Source organism: Streptomyces capoamus, assembly GCF_014654935.1.
In the GTDB taxonomy this organism is placed as follows: Bacteria; Actinomycetota; Actinomycetes; order Streptomycetales; family Streptomycetaceae; genus Streptomyces; species Streptomyces capoamus.
The window spans coordinates 245,019-267,256 of record NZ_BNBF01000005.1 but is presented as its reverse complement, the minus strand read 5'-3'; the positions used below and the strand labels follow the sequence as shown (position 1 = coordinate 267,256).

Genomic DNA, 22,238 nt, shown 5'->3' with positions numbered 1-22,238 from the left:
CCTGCACCGCATCACCGGCGCCCAGGCCCCCTCCGGCATCCCGGTCGTCATCACCGCACCGGTGGTCGAACGCCCCAAGAAGCGCGGCGCCACCTCACGCGGCCGACGCCGCCCCTTCTCGGCGGGCCGCCGTGCGCCCGAACGGCAGTCCACCGCGGGTGCGGCTGCATAGAACCTTCGTGTCAGGAAGCCCGCCCAACTTCGCAGGAGGCACCCTTTGACGCTGGACCAGACGCAGTTCCGCTCAACACGTACCAACACCGTGCACACGGAGGCCGATCTCGCGGACGCGGCCGGACCGCAGGTCTGGGAGGACATGACCGTGGAGGTGGCACTGTCCGTGATGGCCGCCGCCCGTACCGGTCATCTGGTCGTCTGCGACGAGGACGGTATGTGCACCGGCCTGGTCACCCGGGCCGGGCTCACGGCCGTTCGTGACGGCTCCGGATACACGGACCGGATCCGCCTGCGTGACATCGCCGACGTCATCGGGCCCTACGCCTCGCCGCTGGCCACGAGGGCCGAAGCCGAGCGTGCGATGCGCTGCCGCCGGCTCGGGGCCTCGCCTGTGGTCGACGGACACGGCAACGCTCTGGGCGTTCTCGCCCTCTCTCGCTGAACCGCCGCCACCCCTACCCGGCCCTGTCGTCTCTTCTCCCTGGAGGCATCATGCGCTGTATCCTCGCCCGCTTCCCGTTCGACCTGACCAAGAGCGGCGTGGTGGAATCGATGAAGGGCGTCACACCTGAGCCGGTCACCGGTGAGTTCGTCATCATCGGACGACGCCACTACCCCGCCAAGCAGGTCGGCCAGGTCGTCACCCGCCAGGACCGGCGTGATTTCAGTACCGGCGAAGTCCTCAGGGCCATGACCCAACTCGGCTTCACCTGCCGCACCAGCCCTGCCGCCGCATCTGCGCCCCTGGCCGACCCGTACGAGCCGGCTTCCGCAACGCTCGGCGCTCCCCCTGTCCGCCTGACGTACGGACAGGTGTGAGCCGAACAGAGCAGTGAGGCCCCACCGGCGTGGGCGAATTCCAGGGGTCGTAGCAACACTGCAGTGAGTTGATCAAGCCGCGAGCAGTTCGGACAGACGCTCGGCCGGGGTCTCCTCGTCGAGCGTTCCCTCCGAGTTGCTCGGTACCACTCCTGGCCTTCTCCGCGCCATCGGTGAAGCGCGACTGATCACACCACTGCGCTCCGAGGGCGGACACCGCCGCTGCTCCCGCTACCACCTGCGCATCGCGGCCCGCGCGCGTGAGCTCGTCGACCAGGGCACCCCGATCGAGGCCGCATGCCGGATCATCATCCTCGAAGACCAACTCGAAGAAGCCCGCGCATCAACGCCGAATACCGCCGCACCGGCGGATCGTCCAGTCCATCGGCCGCAGCAAGAGGTGAGCGGGCCCGCCGGTATCGGCGGGCTGTCACACCCGCGCGTGGCCGGGCTGCGGCGCGCGAAGCCGCTGATCGCCCGCCGGGGCACCGAGCACGGCTCCGGTCTGGGCAGCCGACGCTGGGTCGTGGAGCGTGCATTCGCCCACCTGCACTGGTCCCGTCGCCTGCGGATCCGCTGGGAGATCCGCGACGACATCCACGAAGCCTTCCTCACCCTGGGATGCGCACTCATCTGCTGGCGACGTCGGCGCTCATGCTGTTGACCTGTCTAGCAAGTTGGACGAGGGGACTGCGAGTCGGGAGCGCATGCTGCTTCCTGGGCGGCCATAACCTCATCGCCGTACTCGAAGGCCCATGCACCGACGGCGTCGATGGGCGCCAGCAAGGTCCGGCCCAAAGCGGTGAGTTGGTACTCGACCCGTGATGGGTGGTCGTCGTCTGCCTGCCGGTCGACCAGTCCGTTGAACTGCAGCCGGCGCAGAGTCTCGGTGAGGACCTTGGAGCTGATGCCCCCGATCCGCTCTCGTAGTTCGACCGGGCGCCTGGGGCCATCGCGCAGTGCCCAGAGCACCACGGCGTTCCAGGTGTTGGAGAGCAGGTCGAAGGCGAGGCGGGCGCGGCAGTCGGCGAGGAAGGCGTCGGTCGTCACATACCAAATGGTGCCCGAACGGCCATCTAGCGTCGGTGTGAACGATCGAAGAAGGCATGGAGAGGGACCGCGCGATGAGAATCGGTGTACTGGGCACGGGCAACATGGCCGACGCACTCGCCACCCACTGGGTGCGGGCCGGGCACGAGGTGACTATCGGGGGGAGGGACCCGCACAAGGCGGAGCGGCTCGCGACGCGCATCGGAGGCAGCGCGAAGCCTGCCAGTCTGCACGCGGCGGCCGAGTCCGGTCAGGTGGTGTTGGCCGCGCTGCCCTTCGGGGCGGGAGTAGACGTGGCGCGGGACCTGCACGCGGCCCTGGAGGGCAAGGTGCTGCTCGACTGCTCCAACCCGGTCGGGCCGGGCTTCGGGTTGCTCACGGAAGGAGGCCCCTCCGCCGCGCAGCAACTGGCTGCGGCGGCGCCGGGAGCCCGCGTGGTCAAGGTTTTCAACCTCTGCCACGAGCAGGTGTGGCGCATGCGTCCGCCCGTCTTCGATGGGCGACCACTGGCCGTGCCGGTCTGTGGGGACGACGAGACGGCCCTCGCGCGGGTACGCGAGTTGGTGCAGGACGTGGGCTGCGAACCCGTGGCTGGCGGCGGTCTCGTACGTGCGGGACTCCTGGAAGCGACAGCCGCGCTGTTCATCGCCTTGTGGGTCGGCGAGGGAGCGGATGCGCAAGCAATCGCACCTCCGCTGGCATACGCGGCCGGACCGAGCCACCAGGAAACGGAAGACGGCACGGCGGTTTTCCGTCAGGGGTTCTAAGAGCCTGCCTGTGACAGCGTCCGTCGAGGTCGCTCTCGCCAAGATCATCATGGCCGTGTGCCAGAGCTTCGAGGTGCGCCGCGAGCCGGTGGGCAAGCGAGTCAGGGCAGCCATCGTGCTGGCCGACGACCCCGGCGGAGATCCGGCCGGCCGCCTTCTGTGACCGTCCCCGGGCGCCGGAACCTGGCGCAGGTGGCTACCGGCCCTCCCGCCGTTGTTCATGGAAGCGGGCCGGCCGGCGCACCTCCAGGCTCAGCATGTGGTCGCCGAGCCGGGAAGCAACCCAGGGACAGCACTCTTCCGAGTGTGTCTACGGAAGAGGCAGACCCTAATCATGGAGAAAACCTGTCGTGACGACAGTAGACATTGGCCCGTCGCAGGGTTACTGTCTCTGTTGTACTCACGCCGACAGGTCAAACAGGACACGGCCCAAGAGGGTCGTGAGCAGTGCCCGCGGTATCCAGCAGTACCACCGAGTAACCGAAGGTAAGGAGCGAGACGCCATCAGGATCGCCCGGGCGAGGAAGCAGTCCGCCCGGGTACCGCAGGCCCCGGATTGGAAGGTGGTCCCCGGTCACGCATCCGCGATCCCCGCAGTCCGCCCCTCCCAGGCGGACCTTGCGGACATACAAGGCCGGCGCAGTTCGCCGGTAGATGGTGTTGAAAGCTCGGGGCCCGGGTGCCAGTACGGCGCCCGGGCCCCCCGACGCGTCCCCGGAAGAAGAGGTCTATGCCCCCTGGCAGTTCCCGCGCCGTCACCCCTCTCGATGACGACGACTACCCCGCCTACACCATGGGCCGGGCCGCCGACATGCTCGGCACCACCCCCGCCTTCCTGCGCGCCCTCGGCGAACACCGCCTGATCACACCTTTGCGCTCCGAAGGCGGTCACCGCCGCTACTCCCGCTACCAGCTGCGCATCGCCGCCCGTGCCCGCGAACTCGTCGACCAGGGCACCCCCATCGAAGCTGCCTGCCGCATCATCGTCCTCGAAGACCAACTCGAAGAAGCGCAGCGCATCAACGAGCAAATGCGCGCACAAGGCCCCGAGCTGCAGCCGAAGACCTCAGCCTGACCGGACGCCGGCGCGAAGACACGGACGACGCTCCCGGCCCGCCACCGACTGGATCCCACCATCGGCCCCTGAAACGAGCGCCCCTGACTCCCACAGGGCAAGGACCTCGGCGATCACCACGCTGGGGTCCTTCTCTGTCCGACATGCTTGCCGTGTCGACGTCCGTGCCGTCCCGCGCGCCTGGCGCGATGGTTCTCATGCAGCCGCTGCCGGCTCCGTGCCCCGCCGACCTCATGCCCGGCGCGACGGGCGTGGCGGCCTTCGAAGCGGCGTACCGGCAGGCCAAGGAGCAGGACGCCGTCTTCGTCGCCATCGAGTCTCTGGGCGAGCACTGGACGGTGAAGGCCGACATGATCACCGCCGCAGCACGCCGTCGCCGACTCGGTGTCCGACGCCATCCGCGCCGCGGTCATCAAGATGATCCGCGCCGGCGAGATCCGCTCGGACTCCTCCGCGGGGCCGGTCTACTTCGTACTGCACGACGTGGCAGACGAGAGCCAGGCCCGCGAACTCGCAGCCGCCCTGTACGGAAATCTGGCGCCGCTCGCCCGCGCGATGCCTACCGCATCCTGACCAGCCGCCTACAGGACTCCAAGATCATCTCGTGGCGGCTTTTGAGCTCACCGAGGCTGGACCCCGCCGCGATTCTGGAGCCTGCGGACAAGGGCGCCTGACCTCGGGTTCGTGAGCCAGGCGCTGGTAACAATCAGGCGGCGACGAGCTCCTGCTCACGGTCCGGCGTCTTGACCTCGGGCTTCTTGTTCGGCAGCGAGAGCCGGAAGACCTTACGCCACGCGGAGAACACCTGCTTGGGCAGCGGTCCGGTGACGTACTCCAGCTCGTACTTCTCGAACAGTGCGCGCACCTTCACCGCGACCTCGGCGTACCGGTTGCTCGGCAGGTCCGGGAACAAGTGGTGCTCGATCTGGTGCGAGAGGTTGCCGGTCATGAAGTGCATGGCCCTGCTACCGCTGATGTTCGCCGAGCCCATCATCTGGCGCAGGTACCACTGGCCGCGCGTCTCGTCCTTGATCGACCGGCGCTCGAAGACCTGCACGCCTTCGGGGAAGTGCCCGCACATGATCACCGAGTGGGACCAGATGTTGCGGACCAGGTTCGCGGTGAACGTGGCGGCGAGCGTGGTGAGGAACGACGGGCCCGACAGCAGCGGGTGGATCACGTAGTCCTTGAGCACCTGCTTGCGGATCTTGCGGCCCACAGCCTTGGCCCGCGCGCGGAACTCCGGGTTCTTGCGGCGGCGCTTGTCCAGGTTCTCACCGAGCTCCAGGTCGTACGCTGCGATGCCGTACTCGAAGAAGCAGGCGTTGATGAAGTTCCACAGCGGCTGACCGAGGTGGATCGGGTGCCACTCCTGGTCCTCGTCGACGCGCATGATGCCGTACCCGAGGTCGTTGTCCTTGCCGATCACGTTGGTGTACGTGTGATGCAGCTCGTTGTGCGAGTGCTTCCACTGGTCGGCCGGCGAGACGTGATCCCACTCCCAGGTCGTGGAGTGGATCTTCGGGTCCCGCATCCAGTCCCACTGGCCGTGCAGGATGTTGTGGCCGATCTCCATGTTGTCCATGATCTTCGCCACGGACAGACCGGCGGTGCCGAGCAGCCACGCCGGCGGGAACATCGAGAACAGCAGCACGCCCCTGCTGACCAGCTCGAGCTTGCGCTGCGCCGAGATGACCTTGCGGATGTAGGCGGCGTCCTTCTCGCCGCGTCCGGCGATCACCTCGTCACGGATCGCGTCCAGCTCGCGGCCGAGCTCCTCGATCTGCTCCGCCGTCAGGTGTGCGGTGGGGTCAATGGCGGTCAAGGTGCTCCTACCGGTCGATGTCGCAGGGGCCCGCCGCGGCGGACACACAGGTCTGGATGAGGACGCCCGGCTCGGCCTCGGTGATCTCGCCGGTGCGCAGGTCTCGGACGGCGCCCGCCTTGAGCGGCGTGACGCAGCCGAAGCAGATGCCCATGCGGCACCCGGACGGCATGAGTACGCCGGCCTCCTCGCCGACGTCCAGCAACGGCGTGGCGCCGTCCGCGTCGACGGCCTTGCCGGTGGCGCTGAACGTGACCTCGCCGCCGTCGCCGGCGACGACGACGCCGGGGCGGAAGCGTTCGGTGTGCAGGCGCTCTTGCACGCCGTGCTCGGTCCAGTGCTCCTCGGCGGCGTCGAGCAGTCCCGCGGGCCCGCAGGCCCAGGTCTCGCGCTCGGCCCAGTCGGGCACGAGTTCGTCGAGACGGGCGACGTCGAGCATGCCGTCTGTGGCGCTGTGCACCTCGGTGAGCCGCAGCTTCTTGTCCGCGACCAGGTCGTGCAGTTCGTTGCGGAAGATCACGTCCTGCGGCCGTGGCGCGCAGTGGACCATGACGACGTCGTCGAACTCGGTGTCGCGCAGCATGCCCATCACGGGCGTGATGCCGCTGCCGGCCGTCAGGTAGAGCACCTTGGCGGGCTTGGCCTGCGGCAGCACGAAATCTCCGGTCGGCTGGTCGAGCTGGATCAGCGTGCCAGGTTTCGCCCTGCGGACCAGGTGGTTGCTGACCTTGCCGTCCGGGATCGCCTTCACGGTGATCGTGACGCGGCCGTCCCGGCGGTTCGTCGGCGAGGTGAGGGAGTAGGCACGCCACATACGCACCCCGTCGACGTCGACCCCGATTCGCACGTACTGACCGGCCGTGTGGCCGCGCCAGCCCCGTCCCGGCCTGATCACGACAGTCGCGGCGTCATCCGTCTCGGGGTGCACGGCCTCGATGCGCCCACGCAGGTCAGCGCCCGCACGCAGGGGGCTGACCAGGTCGAGGTAGTCCGACGGCAGCAGCGGCGTCGTGACCATTTCCAGCAGTTTCCACGCCCTGCTGCGCAGGGCCGTACTCATCATGACTCCAGCCTGCTGCGTCTCAAGGTGTAAAGTCCTGACCGTAGGACGTAAATTTGGTCGGTCGAATTGTTCGCAGGAAACAAAGACGTGAGTCATGCAATCCGGAGGGCCAGCGAACTGGCCCTGGATGAGACGACGGTCACCGCACTGAGGGCCGCGCTGAAGACCACCGCCGACGAGGTCGTCCAGGCGATCATCGACGAAGTCCCCTCCTACGCCAACGCCCTGTCGGGCCATATGGGCGCCACCATCCGCCGAGCCGTCCGCACCGCTCTGGGGCACTACCTGGACCTCGCGAGCGGGAACGCCACGGGCGGCGACGCCGGTGACGCAGCCTACGAGCTGGGCCGTGGCGAGGTGCGCGACGGCCGTTCGATGGACGCCCTGCTCAGCGCCTACCGCGTCGGTGCCCGCGTGGCCTGGCGATGCCTGGCAGCGGGCGCCGTGTCCGCAGGTCTGCCCGCCGCCGAGGTCGCCAAGTTCGCCGAGCTGACCTTCGCCTACATCGACGAGCTCTCCGCCGCGAGCGCCGCGGGCCACGCCGACGAACTGGCTGCCCGGGGCAGGGCCCACGAGCGCCACCTGGAACACCTGGCCCGCGAGCTCCTCGCCGGCGCGAGCCCGGACGTGCTGCTGGCCTCTGCTCAACGGGCCGGATGGCAGCCTCCGGTTACGCTGACGGCGGTCCTGCTGCCCGCCGCCCAGGCCCGGCCCGCCTACCGCGCGCTCGACCCGAGCACCCTCGTCCTCGACGATCTGCCGGACGCCACCGGTGTGCTACTCGTCCCCGATGCCGACCGATCACATCTCCTGCGGCAGCTGACCGACCGCGCCGCCGTGGTCGGCCCGGCCCGGCCATGGACCCGTGCGTCCGCCTCGTACGCACGAGCCCTACGCGCGCGCTCCCTCTCCTCTGATATCCGCGACACCGAGGACCACCTGCCCGAGCTGGTGCTGAGCGCCGACGTGGACGCGTTCGCAGACCTGCGTGCCCGTGCCCTCGCACCGTTGCGGACCTTGCCTGTCGCGAGGGCACGGCGGCTGGAGGAGACGTTGCGGGCGTGGTTGCTGCACCAGGGCAGGCGGGACGAGGTGGCAGCGGCGTTGTTCGTCCATCCCCAGACCGTCCGGTACCGGATGTCGCAGCTGCGGGAGCTGTTTCCGGATCTGGCATCGCCACACCGGGTCCTTGAACTGACGCTGGCGGTCGGTCTTCGGGCCAGTTGACGCGTATTCCGACCGTCCGTGAACTCCCGGCGGATCCCGGCATCGTACTCGGTGTCTACCTGGACGTCCTTGCAGTCGGAACGGTTCGGATGAGCGACGCGATCAAGGCGCAGCAGGTCGGCTGACAGGGAGCGTTCCACCACGAGTCGCCCACCTGCCGATCCGTCAGCCCCGCGTCTCGCACGACCAGCCACACCCGGTCGCGAGTGAGCGGGAGTTGGCTCTCACCGCTCGGGAAGATCCTGGGAGCGGAGTCCTTTCCCGCGACGGCGGCCGGCTGCCGACAGTTGCTCGTGTGGGCCCGCAAGCGGGCTACAGTGCGCCGGTCCGGTGTGGAGGGCACCGGAACCTTCGGCGCGGGCCTGTCCCGCTACCTGCTGGCCAATTCAGGTGTTCGAAGTGAACTGGCCCTACCGCTCGGCCCGCCGACTGCTGGGAAAGCCGGACCCGCTCGACGCTCAGGCCGCCGCGCGGGCCGTGCTGAGCGGTCGCGCCCGGGCCCGGGCCAAGTCCGGCGACGTCCGGTGCACAGCGCCCGGATCTTCAAGCTCGCCAAGGACTCCGCGGTCAAGGCCCGTACCCAGGCGATCAACCAGCTCAAAGCCGGCCTGGTCATCGCCGATCCCGCACTGCGGGAACGACTGTCCAGCCTGGACAACCGCGAACTGTTCCGCACCTGCGCACGCCTCGGGCCAGGCGACGGCGAGGAGGGCGAGAACGCGGTGACCCAGGCCACCCACATGACCCTGAGAATGCTCGCGGAGCGTATCCAACAGCTCACCGGGCAGATCAACGAGCTGAACCAACGCCTGACCCAGCTCGTCGAACACCACGCGCCGCAACTGCTCGTACCGGTGGGCATCGGCCCGGACAGCGCAGTCACCTTGCTGATCACCATGCGAGACAACCCAGAGCGGCTGAGCATCGAGGCATCCTTTGCTGCCCTTTGCGGAGTCAGCCCCGTCGAGTATTCGTCGGGCCGGCGGAGCACGCGCCGACTCAACTACAGCGGCGACCGTCAGGCGAACGCCGCCCTGCACCGCATCGTGTTCACCCGCCTGCGCCACGACCCGCGTACCCAGGCGTACTTCGCACGCCTCACCCAGGAGGGCAAGACCCGACGCGAGGTCATCTGATGCCTCAAGCGATATGCCGCCCGAGAGGTCTTCAACCTGGTCAGGACGGTATCCAGCGTCCCCCTGTTTTAGGGGCGTCCGTGAGACGTGAGAAGGGGGTGTGAGTGAGACACCACCGAACACCCTGCAATACCGCTTCGACGGGCCGGAAGACGCTCCGGTCCTGATCCTGGGTCCCGCAGGCTGGCGAGCAAGGATTTCTCCTTCTGCGTGGAGCGGTGGTCCAGGGTTTCTGGTGTGGGGGCGGCGTGATTAGCGTGATCAGCGTGATCACGGAACGAGAACGACCTTGCCGCTGACCGTGCCGGATTCGGCCAGGCGCAGGGCCTCGGCGACACGGTCGAGGGGCAGTTGGGCGGCGATGGCCGGGGTGATGTCACCGCGGTGCAGCGCCGTGAAGACCTGGGTGAGGTCGTTGCGCAGGCGGGCGCGGAATCGGTTCTTCGACAGGGCTTTGCCCGCCCAGACGTTGAAGAAGTAGGCGTTGCGGCCGTTGGGCAGTGCGTTCCACAGCCAGACCCGGCCCAGGAGTTTGAGGACGGGCCACTGCTTGGAGCCGGTGTCGTCGCGGGTGGCGGCGCTGCCGTAGGAGACGAGGGTGCCGCCGGGTGCGAGCAGGCCCCAGGAGTCGACGACGCTGCGGCCGCCGACATGGTCGAAGACCGCGTCCACTCCTCCGGGAGCCAGCTCACGTACACGGGCCGGGATGTTCTCGGTGCGGTAGTCGACCGGAGTCACTCCCCGTTCGAGCAGGGCCGCGTGGTGGCGCGCGGAAGCGGTGCCGATCACCTTCGCCCCCGTGGCCTGGGCGAGCTGGACCAGGACCGAGCCGACTCCTCCGTTGGCGCCGTGCACCAGGACGGTCTGCCCGGCGCGGACGCGGGCCTTGCGGTGCAGCATCTGCCAGGCCGTGATGCCGTTGATCACTACCGTCTCCGCTTCCGCGGCGCCGATCCCGTCCGGGACCGGCACTGCGTCGGCGGCGTCCACGACCACGTGGCTGGCCCAGCCGCCGACCTTGAGCAGCGCGGCCACCCTGGTGCCGACGAGGCCGGCAGCGACGCCGTCGCCGATCGCCGAAACCGTGCCGACCACGTCGTAACCGGGGACGAACGGGAAGGGCGGCTGGTCGTAGTAGCGACCGCGGCGCATCTGCTGCTCGGCGAAGGAGACTCCGGTCGCCTCCATGCGGATGACCACCTGACCCGGACCGGCGGCCGGCACGGCCCCCCGTCGCACCTGAAGCCCCTCCGGCTCGACCTTGCCCGGCAGCACGACCTCGGTCATTTCCTCAGCGTCCATGGCGATCTCCCTCGACTTCGACCAGTTCCGTTAGTGCCTGGTGTGTTCGTTAGAGGTTATAACCGCCAGGCGAGTGATGGTCAAGAACATTCGTAATAGGGTCTAGCTCAACGAGGGTCGGGCGGCCCCGCCGGTTGAGGGAAGAGGTCGACCGGATCACGCAGGCGGAGGGATGAGCACATGGCCGTTGCACGCAAGGAGACCCCACGCGAGCGCTACCGTGCGCAGCTGCGGGCTGAGATCAAGGAACGCGCCTGGGAACAGATCGCCACTGCCGGGGCGCCAGGGCTCTCCCTGAACGCCATCGCCAAGCAGATGGGCATGAGCGGCCCCGCGCTCTACCGGTACTTCGCCGGCCGAGACGAACTGATCACCGAACTGATCCGCGACGCCTACCGCAGCCTCGCCGACACCGTCCGCGCCGCCGGGCCGGGGGCGGACCTGTCAGAACTTGGTCGCGCGCTGCGCGGTTGGGCCCTGGACGATCCGCAGCGCTACTTCCTCGTCTACGGCACGCCGGTCCCCGGCTACCACGCACCCGACGACGTCACCGAGATCGCGTCCCAGATCATGGAGATCCTCCTCGACGCCGCCCAGTCGACCGGCCCTGCCGCGGGCGCCCCGGACGAGGAACGTCTCGACGCCCACCTCGCCGAGAACCGGCAATGGGCGGCCGGCCACAGCGCATCCCCGGCCGCCCTGCGCCGCGCCCTGTTGTTCTGGACCCGCCTGCACGGCATCCTCTCCCTGGAACTGGCGGGCCACTTCACCGGCATGGGCCTCGACCCGATGGAGCTGTACGACAGCGAACTGCAGCACCTGACGCGATAGACGGCCTCCCTGCCGGGCTGCCCACCCAAAGGGATACGTCAGGCTGAAATGACGCTCACTTGACGTCCGTTCTGCCAGGGCATCACCTGGCTGGTTGCGCAGGTCATGCCGCCAGGGGAGGGGCGCGCCCCGCAGGCTGTCCTTGCGGGAAGAAAGAGCAGCTGGGTTCAGCCGCCGCTGATTGCGGCGGCTGTCGCGCTGCCGCCGTACTCCGGCGGGCCGGACGATTATGTGAAGCGGGCGTTCAGTAGGTGGGGCCGTAAGGGCGCCAGTGTCCGAGGAAGGGCTTCAGGTCGTCGGCCCGTGGCTTGGGAATGTCGGGCAGCCGGGGCGGTGTGTTCAATGGCTCGAGGCGCTCAACGGTGGCCGCTGCCCAGCGCGGAAAGCCCGGGCTCATGGTCGGGCCAGCTGGCCACCCCGTCCACGGCTCGCGGCTGCGTTTCCTGGGCGGCGGCAGCCTTTTCCCGGCCGTCGCGCAGCGTGCCGGTCGGCAACTCTGCTGAGACGTTGAACTCCGAGTGAATCAATATCTGTTCCCGAGGGATCAGATTTTGGGGGGCCGGGCAGCGGGAGTTTTTGCCGCGAAGAGGAGAGTGGAATTATCCACCGCACGCCGGCCGCTCCGGTGTGCTACGGTCTATCTCAGTTGCAGTTGTGGTTCCCGAAACTTCAAGTGCCCTCACCGGCTTTATGCCGGTCGGGAGCGCTTTTGTATTTCCGGTCATTTCCGGGCGGGGTGATCATCGCGGCGACACGGCGTCCGCGCGGTGCGGATGCTGATGCACTGCCCCAAAGGAGATATGACATGGCTGCTGGTACCGTGAAGTGGTTCAACGCGGAAAAGGGCTTCGGCTTCATCGAGCAGGACGGTGGCGGCGCCGACGTGTTCGCCCACTACTCGAACATTGCCGCGCAGGGCTTCCGTGAGCTGCTCGAGGGTCAGAAGGTGACCTTCGACATCGCGCAGGGCCAGAAGGGCCCGACGGCCGAGAACATCGTTCCTGCCTGACGCTCACGCGCAATCCGTAGCTGGGGCCCGCATCCTTCGGGGTGCGGGCCCCAGCTGCATGCGTATCCCGCAGCGGATTTCACCCGCCGGACGCCCCGGAGGAATCCGCAGTACCACCACAAACGGTTCCTCCCTCAGGAAGCGGACGCATCCTGAAGCGCTGCACCGCAGCCGGCGCCCGGATCGCAAGGTCCCCATCGCGTCACCCATTTCAGCACCTGTGCTCGCGGATGTCTTCGCCGGCCAGATCTGCTTTCTTTTGCCGCCGGTCCATACTTGTAATTCTCTGTGCCATTCATCGCAGCGGGAATTCCTTGATATGTGCCACATCGAGGAAGGTTCCGCATGAACCGCACGTACACGAACGACCGCCCCGCCCGCACCCGTGACGGCCGTGCCGACGCCGGACGGGGCGGCGGCTACGGCTCGCAGGCATCGCGCCGTACCGGCGGCCCTGTCCGCTCCGGCGGTTACGGCCGTCGGCCCGCCGCAGTGCAGGGTGAGTTCGCCCTGCCCAGGACGATCACCCCCGCGCTGCCCGCTGTTGAGGGCTTCGCCAATCTCGACATGCCCGAGCAGCTGCTGGCCGAACTCGGCAGGCAGGGGGTGACCGTACCGTTCCCGATCCAGGGCGCGACGCTGCCGAACTCCCTGGCGGGCCGTGACGTACTGGGCCGTGGGCGCACCGGTTCCGGCAAGACCCTCGCCTTCGGTCTCGCCCTGCTCGCTCGCACCGCCGGACAGCGTGCCGAGCCCCGCCAGCCGCTGGGGCTGATCCTCGTACCGACGCGTGAGCTGGCACAGCAGGTGACCGACGCGCTCACCCCGTACGCCCGCTCCGTGCGGCTGCGGCTGGCCACAGTGGTGGGCGGCATGTCGATCGGCAGGCAGGTCAGCGCGCTGCGCGGCGGAGCCGAGGTCCTCGTCGCGACACCGGGCCGGCTCAAGGACCTCATCGACCGCGGCGACTGCCGGCTGAACCACGTCGGCATCACCGTGCTGGACGAGGCCGACCAGATGGCCGACATGGGCTTCATGCCCCAGGTCACCGCGCTGCTCGACCAGGTGCGCCCGGAGGGGCAGCGGATGCTGTTCTCCGCCACCCTGGACCGCAACGTCGACCTTCTGGTGCGCCGCTATCTGACCGACCCCGTCGTGCATTCGGTCGACCCGTCGGCCGGTGCGGTCACCACGATGGAGCACCACGTCCTGCACGTCCACGGCGCCGACAAGCACGCCGCCACGACCGAGATCGCCGCCCGCGACGGCCGCGTGATCATGTTCCTGGACACCAAGCATGCCGTCGACCGGTTGACCCAGGACCTGCTCAACAGCGGGGTACGGGCTGCTGCGCTGCACGGCGGCAAGTCGCAGCCCCAGCGGACCCGCACACTGGCGCAGTTCAAGACGGGGCACGTCACCGTGCTGGTGGCAACCAACGTCGCGGCGCGTGGCATCCACGTCGACAACCTGGACCTGGTCGTCAACGTCGATCCGCCGACCGACCACAAGGATTACCTCCATCGCGGCGGCCGTACGGCCCGCGCCGGCGAGTCCGGCAGCGTCGTCACCCTGGTCACACCGAACCAGCGCCGCGGCATGGTCCGCCTCATGGCGGACGCCGGAATCCGACCGCAGACCACCCAGATCCGCTCGGGCGACGAGGCCCTGAGCCGGATCACCGGCGCCCAGGCCCCCTCCGGCATCCCGGTCGTCATCACCGCACCGGTGGTCGAACGCCCCAAGCGCAGCGCCTCCTCCCGAGGCCGACGCCGCCCCTCCTCGGCGACCAGGCGCACCCCCGTACGCCAGTCCGGCTTCGGCACGGTGGCCTAGAACTTTCGTGATCAGGAAGCCGGCCCATCTCTGCAGGAGGCACCTTGTGACGCTGATTCAGACACACTCCCGCCCGGCGGACGCCGACCCCGCGCACAGGACAGCGGTGGAGGTCATGGACGCGGCCGGACCGCAGGTCTGTGACGACATGAGCGTCGAGGTGGCGCTGGCCGTCATGGCCGCCGCCCGCACGGGCCGACTGGTCGTCTGCGACCAGGACGACCAGCGCACCGGCCTGGTCACCCGTACCGAACTCGCCGCGGTCCGTGACGGCTCCGACTACACGGACCGGGTCCGCCTGCGCGACATCCTCGGCGACCACGGTTCGTTCGCCTCACCCGTGACCACGATGGCCGAAGCCGAGCACGCGATGCGCACCCGTCGGCTCGGTGTCCTGCCGGTGGTCGACGAGCAAGGCAGCGCCCTGGGCATCCTCGCCCTCTCCCGCTGAAACACCTCGCCCCTGGTCGGACCGTTCTCCCCTCTTCTCTCTGTGAGGCCACATGCGCTGCGTCATCGCCCGTTTCCCCTTCGAGCTCACCAAGAGCGGAGTGCTGGAATCGATGAAGGGCGTCAAGCCCGAACCGGTCACCGGAGAATCGGTGATCATCGGCCGCCGCCATTACCCCGTCAAGCAGGTCGGCCAGGTCATCACCCGCCAGGACCGCCGCGACTTCAGCGCCGCCGAAGTCCTGCGGGCCATGACTCAGCTCGGCTTCACCTGCCGCGCCGTTCCCAAGGCAGCGCCCCTGGGCCTTCTCAGCCCGCTGCAGCACGCCTCCGCGATGCTCGGCACCCCCGTGACGGTCTGACCTGGTAAACAGGCACGAGCCGACATCTGAGCAGCAGTGTGGGCCCGACCGGCGTACCGGTCGGGCCCACACTGCGTGCAGCGGTTTCCCGTCGCCGTCGCTCAGTGGCCGCAACAGCTGAGGTCGCCCACGGTCCAGGCGCTGACGTCCTCCATCGCAACCCTGTACCTCCACCCCTCTCCGGACCTCCAGGGTGCCCTGCAGGATCCGGGCGACTGGGAAGTGCAGACGCGTGGACGGCCCGTCCTTCTTCGCTGGGGTGTCGAAGACGGCGGCGACTCGTCCAAGCGGGCGGAATCCGTCAGCACATCCGACACCCTCTGCCTTCACGTGGCTGCGCGAGAACCAATCGACCGGCAATGACAGCGCCACTGGTGACCACGGCCAGGGACTCTGATTGCTCTGGTCGGACTCCACCGGGGCGCCGACGTCAGCGAGCAACTCGTCAGGCTGCGACATGAGGCGGACCATGTTCGCCGACCATCCGGCTGCCTGAGCGGTCACGCTACCGGGCAAGGAAGGCGCTCACGGTGTTGCCGCCGGAGGCCCGGCGGGTTTCCGCCGTGGCGCGCGCGAGGCGGGTGACTATGGGCCAGCCGAAGCCCCCGGTGCCGCCGGTCAGGGTGCGCATGCGCGGCACATGCCGGCTGGGATCGTGAACGGCGACCTCGATGGTGTCGGGGTGCGCAGTCAGTTCCAGTGTGCAGCGGCCCCCGCCGTGGCGCAGGGCATTGGTGACGAGCTCGGACACGACCAAGACCACAGTGTCCGCCGCGTCAGGGGCCACGGCCGGCTGCTGCAAACCTTAGAGGAAGACCCGTGCCGTATCGCGTGCGTCGGCAATGGCTGTGGTGGAACGGACGGCTGCGGCGCTGGCCATCACCGTGATCATCACCCTCCACGCGCCAACCCCGCGGAGCCACAGGGCTTGCCTGAAGGGTACGGAGGACCCCAGTCGACGCATGACAGGCACCTGCTGTCGTGAGCCCGTGTCTCCGCAGCCCGCGGTCTGCTCGAGTCAGAGGCCGTGCCGGTTCGCCACGAGCTGCTCGATCACCCCGGGACCGTCGAGGGCGGTGCAGGGACTCCCGCCGCGCTCGTCAACGGCCGACCTGCGGGGCGTCACGGCTGTGCTGGCCGGTGCCCGCCGACGGTAGCCGCGGCGCAGTCGGCGATGTCCCGCTCAGCCCGACGTGCTGCGCGGCGGGGGATCCCTGCGCGCCGGACTGAGCCCCGAAGCTGTTTTTACCGTCCATGGACCGGTCGAGGCAGACTGGTCCAGACGGACTACCTCATCGTCGAGCGCAAGGAAATCTATGCCAGTCGAAGTAGACATTCGTCGGCGGTGTGGTTATGGTTTTTCTCGTAGCCGAGATCAAGGGAGGCCCGGCAGAGATGAACTGCCGGGCAGTAGTACGCAGTTGTAGTTCGCAGGACGGTGCGGTGGTGGAGTGCCGAAGCCAGAGCGGTTGCAGGACGGCGACGGGACTGACGACCGGACCGGGTGGCCCGCAGTGATCAGGGGCCGCCATGAGCAGCACCGCAGTGGCAGTACCAGTAAGTGAAGGATCGCAGTACCCAGCAGTGAAGTCAGTGAGCAGTACCTCGGTGAAGGCGTCGGCTGCGGACGCGCGCACCGGGAGGTTCGGCAGTGGGGTTCCAAGCCAGATCAGACGCAGGACGGGCGACGGGGCTGGCTGCCGAAGAGTGGCGCTGTTCGAGGCCCTCAGCAGTTCGCGGTATCAGTAGTACGCAGTTCCCGTCAGTGAGTAGTTGATCAAGAGGGAAGAACGGAGGAGCCGAGCGCCATCAGGATCGGCCGGGAGGAAGTCTTGGCCCCGGGTACCGCAGGACATCGATAGTGAGGTGGTCTCCGGTCAAGCAACCGCGATCCCCGCGCCCCCGACAGCGTTTCGGTCGGGTTTGCGGAAACAGAAGGCCGGTGCAGTATCAGGGCCGGCAGATGGTGTAGTAGTTCCTTCGGGGCCCTGGTGCCAGTACGGCGCCAGGGCCCCTCCACGCGTTCCACAGAGAGGTGCAATGACAGCAGACGACACGTTCGGCCGTCTCGACGACGACGACTACCCTGCCTACACCATGGGCCGGGCCGCCGAGATGCTCGGCACCACACAGGGCTTCCTCCGGGCCATCGGCGAACACCGCCTCATCACCCCGCTGCGCTCCGCAGGCGGCCACCGCCGCTACTCCCGCTACCAGTTGCGCATCGCCGCCCGGGCTCGGGAACTCGTCGACCACGGGACTCCCATCGAGGCCGCCTGCCGGATCGTCATCCTGGAAGACCAGCTCGAGGAAGCCCAGCGCATCAACGCCGAATATCGCCGCGCCGCCGAATCAGCGAACCCGACGGCAGCAGCATGAGATGAGCGTGCCCGTCGGCGTCGGCGGGCACCGCACGCACGGTCTCGTGTGTGGCGTGATCATTTCCTGTGGTGACCCGGTGTGTGGGCGTGTAGCGTCTGCGTCAGCTGTCGTGGTTCGGAATTCCCTCTTGCCCACGCCTCCGGTGTGGGCGTTTTGCTGTGCTGTGCCGCAGGGACCAGGGCGATCACCTCCGTCTGCCACAGGGTGTGGGAGGCGTTCATCGACTGGAAGGCATGAGACATGGCAACGGGAACTGTGAAGTGGTTCAACGCGGAGAAGGGCTTCGGCTTCATCGCCCAGGACGGCGGCGGCCCGGATGTCTTCGCGCACTACTCCGCGATCAACTCCACCGGCTTTCGTGAGCTCCAGGAGGGCCAGGCCGTGACGTTCGACGTCACCCAGGGCCAGAAGGGTCCGCAGGCCGAGAACATCAACCTGGTCTGACCTCGCAGACCTGGCCGAGAGGTTGCGCACGCCGCGTCAGGTGGCCGCCGCCCGTGCAGGCCCTGCCTGCTGTCGCGCCGGGCCGGTGCAAGATCAGGGGCCGCGCAGCAATGGCTGTGCGGCCCCTGACCTGTGGAGGCCCGGGGCCGCCGCGACTTCGGCTTGAACCTTCCTGACCTCAGTCGCTGCAAGCGTCGTCGGGCATGGGAGCCGCGCGTCTGGCGCGGCTCCAGTGCAGCTCGGAGAAGCCGACGTTCAGACGCTCGTCCAGGCGTCGAGGAAGGCTTTCCGCCCAGCCGGATCGTCCGACCTACGGTCTGCGTGCAGGACGCGCCAAGCGGTGAGCTCGAGATCCCGGAGCCACAGTTCGCCGATGACCTGTGTCTTGAGGTCGGGCAGATGGTCGGACTCGACGAGGGCCTGACCGATCACCTCCCCGGCCGCGACGCGCTGGGGCGGGGTCATCTCATCGACGGCCGAGAGGATCTGCCGGGCCAGGGTGGTTCCCTCTCCTGCCAGCGAACGCAGTACCGAATCCTTGATGTTGACGGGCAGCAGGTACGCGGTGCCCGAAGACCTCCACAGGTCCGACCAGAAGTGCTCTCCTGCCGTGGTGGGGGCAGGCAGCGCGGCCAGCAGCCCGAGGAGATGGCCGGTGGCCACATAGCCATCGCAGTGGGCGGCTGCGACCACTGCGACGCCGGCGACGCCCTCCACATCGAGCTGGCCCGCCTCGAGATGCGGAGCCAGGTCCAGTTGGTGTTCCAACTGGTCTGCGAGCGCGGTGGACACGTAGGGGCGAACCTCAGGAAGCATCGGCGATCCTTGCGCGTAGGCGAGCGGAGATGCCCATTCGTAAGCCCTGATCGTTCCCAGGAGCAGCCGTTCTACTCGGCTTCGGCAGGCCCAATTGGCGGTAGGGCAACAGGGCAGGAGTTCCCACACGGTGGCGAACCGGCTCAGGCCCGGCGACGTGGCTCTGTTCTGGACCGACCTCCCGCCATGTGTCCGGGTGAAATTTCCTAGCATGACCGCATGGTTGCCAGTGATGCCCAGGAGCCCGGGGGAGGACGAGAAGCTGTGTCCCGCGACTCCGCTGCAGTTGAATGTGATCACGTCGTGTCAGCGCGTGCGGAGCGCCGTGCAGACGGGCTACCCGACGAATCACCAGGCGACCAGGCGGGGAAGGGGGCTCACTCCGTTACTGCTCTGGTGGAGCGGGTGGCTGACCTGGCCGAACCGATCAAGCCGAAATTGCGTGGCTGGCTCCATGCCGGAATGGTCCCCGCCGCACTGATCGCGGGCGTCGTGCTCATCTGCCTGGCCGGTACTCAGCAGGCGGTTCTGGCCTGCGCCGTGTACTCGGTCACCGCCTGGCTGCTGTTCGCGACGAGCGCCATCTACCACCGTGGCACCTGGGGACCGCTCGGCGAGGCTCTTCTGCGGCGCCTGGACCACGCCAACATCTTCCTGATCATCGCCGGCACCTGCACCCCCCTGGCCGTGCTCCTCCTCCCCTCCGAGCAGCGGTCCGTGCTGCTGTGGATCGTCTGGACGGGAGCGTTGGCCGGCATCGCGTTCCGGGTCCTGTGGGTCGGAGCTCCGCGCTGGCTGTACACCCCGTGTTACCTGGCCCTGGGCTGGGCGCCGGTGAGCTACCTTCCCGACTTCCTGCACACCGGCGGAGCAGCCGTAGTCGTCCTGATCGTTGTCGGCGGTCTTCTGTACAGCGCGGGCGCGGTCGTCTACGCCCTGCAGCGGCCCGACCCCTCACCCCGCTGGTTCGGCTATCACGAGGTCTTCCATGCCCTGACCGTGGCAGCGTTCACCGCGCACTACGCCGCCATCTCCCTCGCCACCTACTGACCGCGACAGGTTCGGGCTCGCGCCGCTCGTCACACACGAGCCGCGTGTTGCTCCGCGACGGGCGGGGCCATCCCCTGAGCATCCCCCCTGCTTGAAAGCCGTCCGCCCTCCCGTCTGCAAGTCGGCTGTTCTCCGGAGTGCGGCGCTCCGTGGGGCAGAGTAGGGACAGTGGAGCGAGAGAAAGCCGAGACATCGGTCTTCAGCTGACCTGCGTTGGAAGGCGCCCCGTGTTCGAGGCGGAAGACATGAGGGTGGCGGGGCCACGACGTGCTCGACCATCAGCGGCAACACACACGTTCAGGGAATCCGAGCACGCCGTGATCGATACCGGAGGAGACCCCGACAGCTGCCCCGAGAAGCTCTCAGCCCTCGTCCACGTACATGCTGCTCCGCCCCGCATGCCAATCTTCGGCGCCGTCGACTTCAGCAAGGCCGCATGCCCTCCTCGGCTACCGCGTCACCGTCTGCGACGCCCGACCCGTCTTCGCGACCGTCGCCCCCTTCCTGAAGGTAACCGGCGACGAGATCACCACCCTGGACATCAATCCTGCCGAGCAAGACGTCGGCGATGCGGCGGCCTTCCTCCGGACACCACCGAGTCCCCCTGGGCGGAACCGACGTTCGGTCGCCGCAGTGGGCATGGAACACGCCGCGTCTCCTCCGGCGCTGCCTGGACAGGCGGCCATGTGCATGACTGTGGGTGTGCGCGTCTCGACGGGGAGTTTCCGGGGTGCTCGCTCGTCCGACAAGTCTGCTTGTTTGTTCACAGGCGGATGACGACCAGCGCGACCAGCGCGACGAGCGCATGCGAAAGTCGATTGGGTCGATTCCGATCGGTGCCGTACAGTTCACCGTACCGACGCGGGGTGGAGCAGTTCGGTAGCTCGCTGGGCTCATAACCCAGAGGTCGCAGGTTCAAATCCTGTCCCCGCTACTCAAACGTGAAGGCCCGGCATCCACCGGGCCTTCACTGCGTGTGTGCCGGTTCGGACCTGGCTCTCGGCGAACAGGGCACCGCGGTCGCAGAAGGCGTCGACGCACTGGGCTGCACCGAGGCCGTACGTCGCCTCAACCACCGTGCTCACCGAATCGTGGGACTGACACAAGGCGGCAATCCGTTTACACGGCGCAGCCTGCCGTCATGCCTGGCAGGCTGCGCCGATGGATCAGACCCCGCCGACCATGGACAGACAGGAGGGACATGGGCATCGCTGGCTTCCTGGCTGGTTTTCGGTCGTCCCGGTCAGGGGTGCGATCCCACTAGCTGGCCGCCTCGCGCCCATGCGGTGCCCGTGCTCAGTAGCGGAGTGTCGGCGACGGCTGAAACATTTCAAGCGTCCCCGGCAGCGGAGGACGACAAGGGTGTCGTCGATAGTTGGTGTGCGGTGCCAGACGGTCACGAGCACGGTGATGCCCAGAGGGAGTGCGCCTGGTGTCGGCGGGCATCTCGCTCACCGCTGTGCTTCGCCGTCGGGGCGGGGTGCCGGAACGGCCAGAACGGCGGTGTCGTCGTCCATCCCGGTACCGAAGGCGTCGAGGGGGCTTAAGCGCACTCACCCAGCATGCGCCGGCACTGTCGAATTGCCGGCGGATGACTTTCGCGGGATCTGCCGGTCACCCGGCAGACACAGATGGTTCACCGGGCAGGCATGGGTAACCCGGCAGATGGCTCCCACCGGCTGCGCAGGGCACCGGTTGGTGGCGGCCCAGAGCCACCCGCGCTGGAGGAACCTCGTGAACGGCGAATCGACCACCCCATCCTGCGAGACGCGCTTCCCCGCAGTCACGGCGAGCATCACGGCCGCCCGACACTGGGTCCGCGACTGCGTGGACGGTTTCGGCGGCCCGCTGCGCCAGCACCGGATGATCCAGACCGCCGAACTGCTCGTCTCGGAACTGATCACCAACGCCATCCGCCACGGCTCCGGCCCGCCCCTGATCCAGCTCACCTGGAACGGGCGGTGGCTGCACATAGCCGTCAGCGATTCCAGCGACCGCTGGCCCCGCAAACGCGCCACCGCGAACACCGAGCCCGGCGGCTTTGGCATCCAACTCCTCGACCGACTCGCCCTACGCTGGGGCGTCACCCCCGCTCACCCCGGCAAAACGGTCTGGGCCGAACTCGGCCTCGACTCCTGAGCGCGGTGGCGGAGCTGACCACCAACAGCGTCGTCCACGGCGCCGGCTCGGACACGCTGCGGATCGGGGCCGAGAGCGGCCGGATCGTCTGCGAGGTCCGCGACGGCAGACAGCTGAACGATCTTCTGGCCGCCCGCCCCATCCCACGCAGCCCAGCGGCCGGGGACTCCTACTCGTCCACCCACTTGCGGACCTCGTCCGTGGTCCACACCGGCCCGGACGGCACTACCATTCGCCGCTACCTCCCCGGATGACCAGGACAACGCCGCGGGCCCCGCCCACTCACTCATGCGTTCCGCCTCCGGCGAGGTGTTTCGATGACTCCTCATGTGGAGTGCGGTGCCACCCCGACCTGCTGGGGGTGGCCGCCGACCCCGTGCCTGACCTCGATGCCGGCGGCGCCGCGGCCGGAACGGGACAGTGCTGCCGGGCTGTGGCTCAGGCGTCGATGATGACGGGGATGATGAGGGGCTTGCGG

At 68.3% G+C, this 22,238-nt stretch carries 23 protein-coding genes, 1 tRNA gene and 6 pseudogenes; 22 read left to right on the top strand and 8 right to left on the bottom strand.

Annotation, left to right across the window (positions count from 1 at the left end):
• The 5 genes and pseudogenes from IE312_RS39560 to IE312_RS10985 form a co-directional block, all read left to right on the top strand.
• Positions 1–172 (top strand): annotated as a pseudogene (locus IE312_RS39560) (DEAD/DEAH box helicase); the annotation flags it as partial.
• 45 nt (positions 173–217) lie between these two features.
• Positions 218–619 carry a CBS domain-containing protein gene (locus tag IE312_RS11000; protein ID WP_189980698.1) on the top strand — a complete coding sequence of 134 codons (402 nt, stop codon included), beginning with the start codon at positions 218–220 and terminating at the stop codon, positions 617–619.
• Between the two features lie 50 nt (positions 620–669).
• A complete protein-coding gene (locus tag IE312_RS10995) occupies positions 670–996 on the top strand; it encodes an SCO5918 family protein (protein ID WP_189980696.1) in 327 nt (108 codons plus the stop codon).
• 136 nt (positions 997–1,132) lie between these two features.
• Positions 1,133–1,389: pseudogene (locus IE312_RS10990) on the top strand (MerR family transcriptional regulator); the annotation flags it as partial.
• A gap of 70 nt (positions 1,390–1,459) precedes the next feature.
• Positions 1,460–1,660 (top strand): annotated as a pseudogene (locus IE312_RS10985) (transposase); the annotation flags it as partial.
• A gap of 5 nt (positions 1,661–1,665) precedes the next feature.
• On the opposite strand, the gene IE312_RS10980 reads toward IE312_RS10985, so the two are convergent.
• Positions 1,666–2,046: a winged helix-turn-helix transcriptional regulator gene (locus IE312_RS10980; RefSeq protein WP_189980694.1), complete on the bottom strand. Its 381-nt coding sequence runs from the start codon at positions 2,044–2,046 to the stop codon at positions 1,666–1,668.
• A gap of 74 nt (positions 2,047–2,120) precedes the next feature.
• Between IE312_RS10980 and IE312_RS10975 the strand changes: the two genes are divergently transcribed.
• The 4 genes and pseudogenes from IE312_RS10975 (at position 2,121) to IE312_RS39555 (ending at position 4,461) form a co-directional block, all read left to right on the top strand.
• Entirely contained in the window at positions 2,121–2,813 is a 693-nt protein-coding gene (locus IE312_RS10975; protein ID WP_189980693.1) for an NADPH-dependent F420 reductase, read from the top strand.
• A 40-nt stretch (positions 2,814–2,853) separates the two neighbouring features.
• Positions 2,854–2,976 (top strand): annotated as a pseudogene (locus tag IE312_RS10970) (ATP-binding protein); the annotation flags it as partial.
• Between the two features lie 567 nt (positions 2,977–3,543).
• Complete coding sequence (locus IE312_RS10965; protein WP_189980691.1) at positions 3,544–3,888, top strand: MerR family transcriptional regulator; 345 nt, start codon at positions 3,544–3,546, stop codon at positions 3,886–3,888.
• A 384-nt stretch (positions 3,889–4,272) separates the two neighbouring features.
• Entirely contained in the window at positions 4,273–4,461 is a 189-nt protein-coding gene (locus tag IE312_RS39555; protein ID WP_229899508.1) for a hypothetical protein, read from the top strand.
• A gap of 133 nt (positions 4,462–4,594) precedes the next feature.
• Here the strand turns inward: IE312_RS39555 and IE312_RS10955 are convergent, their stop codons facing one another.
• Positions 4,595–5,713: a fatty acid desaturase family protein gene (locus IE312_RS10955; RefSeq protein WP_189980689.1), complete on the bottom strand. Its 1,119-nt coding sequence runs from the start codon at positions 5,711–5,713 to the stop codon at positions 4,595–4,597.
• A gap of 7 nt (positions 5,714–5,720) precedes the next feature.
• Entirely contained in the window at positions 5,721–6,731 is a 1,011-nt protein-coding gene (locus IE312_RS10950; RefSeq protein WP_189980846.1) for a ferredoxin reductase, read from the bottom strand.
• Positions 6,732–6,863: 132 nt separating this feature from the next.
• Between IE312_RS10950 and IE312_RS10945 the strand changes: the two genes are divergently transcribed.
• Both IE312_RS10945 and IE312_RS10940 read left to right on the top strand, forming a co-directional pair.
• Positions 6,864–8,003 (top strand): PucR family transcriptional regulator, encoded by a 1,140-nt coding sequence (locus IE312_RS10945; protein ID WP_189980687.1) that lies wholly within the window; start codon positions 6,864–6,866, stop codon positions 8,001–8,003.
• Positions 8,004–8,335: 332 nt separating this feature from the next.
• On the top strand, positions 8,336–9,139 hold the full coding sequence (locus tag IE312_RS10940; protein ID WP_229899506.1) for a transposase: 804 nt from the start codon (positions 8,336–8,338) through the stop codon (positions 9,137–9,139).
• Positions 9,140–9,409: 270 nt separating this feature from the next.
• Here the strand turns inward: IE312_RS10940 and IE312_RS10935 are convergent, their stop codons facing one another.
• The gene (locus IE312_RS10935) at positions 9,410–10,441 is read right to left on the bottom strand and encodes a medium chain dehydrogenase/reductase family protein (protein WP_189980685.1); all 1,032 of its coding nucleotides are present in this window, start codon (positions 10,439–10,441) and stop codon (positions 9,410–9,412) included.
• 180 nt (positions 10,442–10,621) lie between these two features.
• On the opposite strand from IE312_RS10935, the gene IE312_RS10930 reads away from it, so the two are divergent.
• Positions 10,622–11,272 carry a TetR/AcrR family transcriptional regulator gene (locus IE312_RS10930; protein ID WP_189980683.1) on the top strand — a complete coding sequence of 217 codons (651 nt, stop codon included), beginning with the start codon at positions 10,622–10,624 and terminating at the stop codon, positions 11,270–11,272.
• Between the two features lie 356 nt (positions 11,273–11,628).
• Here the strand turns inward: IE312_RS10930 and IE312_RS10925 are convergent, their stop codons facing one another.
• Positions 11,629–11,799 (bottom strand): hypothetical protein, encoded by a 171-nt coding sequence (locus IE312_RS10925; RefSeq protein ID WP_189980682.1) that lies wholly within the window; start codon positions 11,797–11,799, stop codon positions 11,629–11,631.
• 278 nt (positions 11,800–12,077) lie between these two features.
• Between IE312_RS10925 and IE312_RS10920 the strand changes: the two genes are divergently transcribed.
• The 4 genes from IE312_RS10920 (at position 12,078) to IE312_RS10905 (ending at position 14,929) form a co-directional block, all read left to right on the top strand.
• The gene (locus IE312_RS10920; protein ID WP_023586116.1) at positions 12,078–12,281 is read left to right on the top strand and encodes a cold-shock protein; all 204 of its coding nucleotides are present in this window, start codon (positions 12,078–12,080) and stop codon (positions 12,279–12,281) included.
• A gap of 345 nt (positions 12,282–12,626) precedes the next feature.
• A complete protein-coding gene (locus IE312_RS10915) occupies positions 12,627–14,117 on the top strand; it encodes a DEAD/DEAH box helicase (protein WP_189980680.1) in 1,491 nt (496 codons plus the stop codon).
• 46 nt (positions 14,118–14,163) lie between these two features.
• Positions 14,164–14,568, top strand: a complete 405-nt coding sequence (locus IE312_RS10910) for a CBS domain-containing protein (protein ID WP_189980678.1) — start codon at positions 14,164–14,166, stop codon at positions 14,566–14,568.
• A 52-nt stretch (positions 14,569–14,620) separates the two neighbouring features.
• Entirely contained in the window at positions 14,621–14,929 is a 309-nt protein-coding gene (locus IE312_RS10905) for an SCO5918 family protein (protein WP_189980674.1), read from the top strand.
• A 101-nt stretch (positions 14,930–15,030) separates the two neighbouring features.
• On the opposite strand, the pseudogene IE312_RS39550 reads toward IE312_RS10905, so the two are convergent.
• Together IE312_RS39550 and IE312_RS10900 are read right to left on the bottom strand one after the other, a co-directional pair.
• Positions 15,031–15,388: pseudogene (locus IE312_RS39550) on the bottom strand (hypothetical protein).
• 46 nt (positions 15,389–15,434) lie between these two features.
• Positions 15,435–15,821: pseudogene (locus IE312_RS10900) on the bottom strand (ATP-binding protein).
• Between the two features lie 1,148 nt (positions 15,822–16,969).
• Here IE312_RS10900 and IE312_RS10895 point away from each other — a divergent pair.
• Positions 16,970–17,308 carry a MerR family transcriptional regulator gene (locus IE312_RS10895; protein ID WP_189980672.1) on the top strand — a complete coding sequence of 113 codons (339 nt, stop codon included), beginning with the start codon at positions 16,970–16,972 and terminating at the stop codon, positions 17,306–17,308.
• A gap of 243 nt (positions 17,309–17,551) precedes the next feature.
• Entirely contained in the window at positions 17,552–17,755 is a 204-nt protein-coding gene (locus IE312_RS10890; RefSeq protein WP_055495910.1) for a cold-shock protein, read from the top strand.
• Between the two features lie 255 nt (positions 17,756–18,010).
• Here IE312_RS10890 and IE312_RS10885 read toward each other — a convergent pair whose 3' ends face one another.
• Positions 18,011–18,547, bottom strand: coding sequence for a hypothetical protein (locus IE312_RS10885; protein WP_229899504.1), 537 nt, complete (start codon positions 18,545–18,547; stop codon positions 18,011–18,013).
• 243 nt (positions 18,548–18,790) lie between these two features.
• Between IE312_RS10885 and trhA the strand changes: the two genes are divergently transcribed.
• From trhA to IE312_RS10865, 4 genes are all read left to right on the top strand, one after another.
• A complete protein-coding gene (gene trhA, locus IE312_RS10880) occupies positions 18,791–19,621 on the top strand; it encodes a PAQR family membrane homeostasis protein TrhA (protein WP_189980667.1) in 831 nt (276 codons plus the stop codon).
• Between the two features lie 860 nt (positions 19,622–20,481).
• Positions 20,482–20,555, top strand: a tRNA-Met gene (locus IE312_RS10875).
• 800 nt (positions 20,556–21,355) lie between these two features.
• Complete coding sequence (locus IE312_RS10870) at positions 21,356–21,760, top strand: ATP-binding protein (protein WP_189980860.1); 405 nt, start codon at positions 21,356–21,358, stop codon at positions 21,758–21,760.
• A gap of 5 nt (positions 21,761–21,765) precedes the next feature.
• A complete protein-coding gene (locus IE312_RS10865) occupies positions 21,766–22,014 on the top strand; it encodes an ATP-binding protein (protein WP_370467549.1) in 249 nt (82 codons plus the stop codon).
• Positions 22,015–22,238 lie beyond the last annotated feature (224 nt).

Coding starts and splice junctions, on each gene's coding strand:
- IE312_RS10935 (WP_189980685.1), bottom strand. CDS start 10,441: ATGGACGCTGAGGAAATGACCGAGGTCGTGCTGCCGGGCAAGGTCGAG.
- trhA (WP_189980667.1), top strand. CDS start 18,791: ATGGTTGCCAGTGATGCCCAGGAGCCCGGGGGAGGACGAGAAGCTGTG.
- IE312_RS10965 (WP_189980691.1), top strand. CDS start 3,544: ATGCCCCCTGGCAGTTCCCGCGCCGTCACCCCTCTCGATGACGACGAC.
- IE312_RS10920 (WP_023586116.1), top strand. CDS start 12,078: ATGGCTGCTGGTACCGTGAAGTGGTTCAACGCGGAAAAGGGCTTCGGC.
- IE312_RS10915 (WP_189980680.1), top strand. CDS start 12,627: ATGAACCGCACGTACACGAACGACCGCCCCGCCCGCACCCGTGACGGC.
- IE312_RS10890 (WP_055495910.1), top strand. CDS start 17,552: ATGGCAACGGGAACTGTGAAGTGGTTCAACGCGGAGAAGGGCTTCGGC.
- IE312_RS10895 (WP_189980672.1), top strand. CDS start 16,970: ATGACAGCAGACGACACGTTCGGCCGTCTCGACGACGACGACTACCCT.
- IE312_RS10950 (WP_189980846.1), bottom strand. CDS start 6,731: ATGGTCACGACGCCGCTGCTGCCGTCGGACTACCTCGACCTGGTCAGC.
- IE312_RS10930 (WP_189980683.1), top strand. CDS start 10,622: ATGGCCGTTGCACGCAAGGAGACCCCACGCGAGCGCTACCGTGCGCAG.
- IE312_RS10905 (WP_189980674.1), top strand. CDS start 14,621: ATGCGCTGCGTCATCGCCCGTTTCCCCTTCGAGCTCACCAAGAGCGGA.
- IE312_RS10995 (WP_189980696.1), top strand. CDS start 670: ATGCGCTGTATCCTCGCCCGCTTCCCGTTCGACCTGACCAAGAGCGGC.
- IE312_RS10975 (WP_189980693.1), top strand. CDS start 2,121: ATGAGAATCGGTGTACTGGGCACGGGCAACATGGCCGACGCACTCGCC.